General features: G+C 35.8%; 4 protein-coding genes. All 4 read left to right on the forward strand.

The genetic code is table 11. From position 1 onward, the window contains the following. Window positions 1-308 precede the first annotated feature (308 nt). The gene (locus tag ACESM9_RS15020; RefSeq protein ID WP_373000559.1) at window positions 309-575 is read left to right on the forward strand and encodes a VOC family protein; all 267 of its coding nucleotides are present in this window, start codon (window positions 309-311) and stop codon (window positions 573-575) included. A gap of 67 nt (window positions 576-642) precedes the next feature. Continuing rightward, window positions 643-1,833, forward strand: coding sequence for an MFS transporter (locus ACESM9_RS15025; protein WP_373000562.1), 1,191 nt, complete (start codon window positions 643-645; stop codon window positions 1,831-1,833). 390 nt (window positions 1,834-2,223) lie between these two features. Further along, complete coding sequence (locus ACESM9_RS15030) at window positions 2,224-2,520, forward strand: hypothetical protein (protein WP_373000564.1); 297 nt, start codon at window positions 2,224-2,226, stop codon at window positions 2,518-2,520. Window positions 2,521-2,558: 38 nt separating this feature from the next. After that, window positions 2,559-2,921 carry an MmcQ/YjbR family DNA-binding protein gene (locus tag ACESM9_RS15035; RefSeq protein ID WP_373000567.1) on the forward strand — a complete coding sequence of 121 codons (363 nt, stop codon included), beginning with the start codon at window positions 2,559-2,561 and terminating at the stop codon, window positions 2,919-2,921. Window positions 2,922-3,579: the final 658 nt, after the last annotated feature.

The raw sequence follows: 3,579 nt of genomic DNA on the forward strand, positions 1-3,579 counted from the left end.
CATCTATGATATTGTAAAGTTAAAAGGCAAGTGAAAGTGAATGAACTTCTATGTAAAGTGTTCATTAATTATGTAAATGGTATTAAGTACTATTAACTAGCTCAAATGATAAAAAGTTGCACAATAAAAGAAGTTGAAGGGAGATCATTATGGTTAACGTAACACCAAGCTTTAACTTAAATGGACAGTGTGAAGAGGCTATAATATTATATCAAAAGGCATTTGGCGCAAAAACTAAGTTTATTATGTGATATTCAGATGCTGACGAGAGTGATTGGAATCATCCACTGACTGATGAACAAAAAAAAATGGTCTATCACGCAGAAGTGCTTATAGGGAATCAGCGAGTGTTTTTCTCGGATATTTTAGATTTTGACCTATCAAAAGGTACATCACTATTTTTAGTAATAACTTTTGAAGAAGCTGCAAGTGTTAAAAAGGCATATGAAATTCTAAAAGAAGGAAGTACAATAGTATATCCAATGAAAAGTACCACTTATAGTTCTTGTTTTGTCTCTTTAGTGGATAAATTCGGATTCCGTTGGGTATTAATGACTGAACAGACTGAAAAGTAAGAAAAACACTCCAATGTATATTTAGGTTCAAACTCCTATGCGGAGTTCGCTAGATGAGGGGGTAAACATGGAAAACACATCAAAAATAAGGTATCATTTAAGAACTTCCATAGTTCTGGGATCGTTTGCCTTTGGTTTCATGTCATTTATACTGCCTATTTACAGCAAGAGCATTGGCGGGAATGCGTTGACTATCGGAGGGTTGTTTTCAATATTCAGCGTTGTTGCCTTGATACTAAGGCCGTTTATTGGAAGGGGTATAGACCGATATGGAAGGAAAGCTTTTTTTGTCGCTGCATTTCTCTTTTATGGGATCTCAATGCTGATGTTCTCATATTCAACTAATGTGTTATCTTTATATATAAGCAGATTTATTCAAGCAATAGGTGCTTCATTTATGTGGACTTCGGCTTACTCTATTGCCATAGATATCGCAAATGAGGGAAAAAGAGGCGCTGCTATCGGACAGGTAGATGGTGCCAGCAGCAAGGGTGCATTGTACGGTGCTTTCATAGGTTTTATTGTACTAAGCAATTTTACTCTTATAAGCGGCTGGAGCATTGTATTTAAGGGTTATGCGGTTTTGTCGATAATAGCAGGTTTTATCGCATATAGATTTATTCCTGAGACAAAAGCAGCGGAGATTGAACAGACCGAATCCGACAACAATAAACTGAACAATAATTTTATGAGATTATTGCTAATAGTTTTCATTAGTTCAATATCAACGTCTATGCTTAGTCCTCTCCTTATGATTTATCTTCAGGATAGATTCACCGCTGATATCGGAGCATTGGCAACTGCATTTATTCCGGCAGCTGTTGTTTATGCATTTTTACCCTCGGTATTGGGCGGGATCAGTGATAAGTTCGGTCGGATAATGCCAATGGTTATAGGGCTGATTGGTTCAGGTTTGGTTTCTTTAGGGTTCACTCATGTATATAGCATTGTTATATTAGTTATTCTTTGGGTTATGGAATCCATAGGAATAGTCATGGCTTCGCCGGCACAGGAAGCGTTGGTTGCAGATATTGTAGGAAAGAATATTCGCGGCTCAGCCTATGGTCTATATTTGTTTGTATGCAGCCTGGGTGCAGTTATCGGTCCTTTGATGGGCGGATGGCTGTATGACTCTTTTGGCCATGCTGTACCCTTCTATCTGAATGGGGCTATTCTGTTATTTGATGCTCTTTTAGTAGTGATATTGTTTAGAAGCTATAAAAAGGTAGATTGTAATAGTGAGATGATTATTGAGTAATATCCATAGACTCTGAACAACAAGGCAACATGGATGATTGGCTTATCTTGGATAAAATTCAGGATGTAGTGGTAGGTGCAAGTATTCCGTACAATTATGACAATTCCAGGTTTAAGTAAAAACAGATACAACATTAGCTGCAACTACCATTTCCTACAGCAGAAGTGGTAGAATAGCTCTTAGGGATAATTTTATTTTTATTGGGAGGGTTAACAAATGTCAACTTATGAAAAAAGCCTTGATGTTTTAGCTGAATTGTTCGGCAAAGACTATCAGTTTGCGCTAGCAACTTAAAAAGAGAACATACCGTCTGTCAGATTCATTGATACATATTATGAAGATGGCGCATTTTACATAGTCACTTATGCAAAGTCGCACAAGGTTATAGAAATGTGCGCGAATAAAAAAGTGGCATTGTGCAATAATCTTTACCGGTTTGCTGGTACAGCACATATGTTGGGACATCCGTTGAAAGATGAAAACAAAATTATTAGAAGTAAATTGATAGAAGTGTTCTCACCCTGGTATTTTGAACATAATGATGAGACGGATGAAAATATGTGCTATGTGAAAATTGAACCGGATTCCGGGTTCTTTTACAAAGATGGAACAGGGTATAAGGTGGATTTTAATTCAAAAACTGCAGAAGAATTTCCATTTGAGTTTGATATAGTGAATATAGATTGAGCTTCAATTTTCAAATCTATATTATTGGAGGTTTAGAAATGACTAAGGATGAATTGATAGAATACTGCCGGAACAAGCCCGGTGTTACGGTCGAATTTCCCTTTGACAGCTCATGTATGTCCTTCAAGCTGGTCAGCAAATTCTTTGCATTCATGAATATCAATAAGGATAAGGATGAAATCAGCCTGAAGTGTGATCCATGGCTTGCAGTTGCATTCCGGGAGCAGTACGAAGGGGTAACACCCGGATACCATTTGAATAAGAAGCACTGGAATACAGTAGATGCCGACCTTGATGTCCCGAAAGAGAAAGTGCTTGAAATGATTGATATGTCCTACAATCTTATACATAAGAGCTTGAAGAAGCAGGAGAGGGAGGCATTGTCCAGGCTGGGAGGATAGAGCTGCATCAATCTTTAGAAAAGCAAAATAGGTTTGTCTTCAAATATATATTAATAAGAAAATTCATGATAATATAAAATATATCTTATTGATAATTATTATCCTTTAAATATGAGATACGGATGATGATATATAAATATTTTGAAATCGGCATTCTGTATCTAAAGATTTATTTTTTTGATTGTAATATGCAAAATTGTAATAGAAAAAATTTATTTAATAACTTTAACAAATTAGGCCTAATATTTAAAATTTATAATAAAGATCTGACTAAAGATAAGTTTGCTGCAGAATTAATATAAAAATGTCCAAAAGGGTTGATATTAGCAGTATGTGGAAAAACCCCAAAATAAACGACGCATTTAAATCGCTTTAGAGCGATTTTTTTTGTTGGGGTAATGGAATAACCCTATGAGAATTTTTGCTGATAGAGGCGAAATATGAAAGTTGGGGGTAAAAGTACGCAATTGGGTAAATAAGACATAAAAATCAACCTGAAGTATATAGGACAAGTTCTTGTAAATAAAAAATGATTAAAAGACGATTAAATATTGTAGAGTGTATTTGATTCCATCTTTTGTCCACGAACTGCTCTCCACATTTGCCGCAACTTGCTCTCTTAATTTGCCACGGCAGTTTGGAAAGGACGCCATGACTT

This window comes from Lutispora sp. (assembly GCF_041687175.1).
Taxonomy (GTDB): domain Bacteria; phylum Bacillota; class Clostridia; order Lutisporales; family Lutisporaceae; genus Lutispora.

Bases quoted from the DNA above. Each gene is read 5' to 3' on its own strand.
- ACESM9_RS15020 (WP_373000559.1), top strand. From the start codon at position 309: ATGGTCTATCACGCAGAAGTGCTTATAGGGAATCAGCGAGTGTTTTTC.
- ACESM9_RS15025 (WP_373000562.1), top strand. From the start codon at position 643: ATGGAAAACACATCAAAAATAAGGTATCATTTAAGAACTTCCATAGTT.
- ACESM9_RS15030 (WP_373000564.1), top strand. From the start codon at position 2,224: ATGTGCGCGAATAAAAAAGTGGCATTGTGCAATAATCTTTACCGGTTT.
- ACESM9_RS15035 (WP_373000567.1), top strand. From the start codon at position 2,559: ATGACTAAGGATGAATTGATAGAATACTGCCGGAACAAGCCCGGTGTT.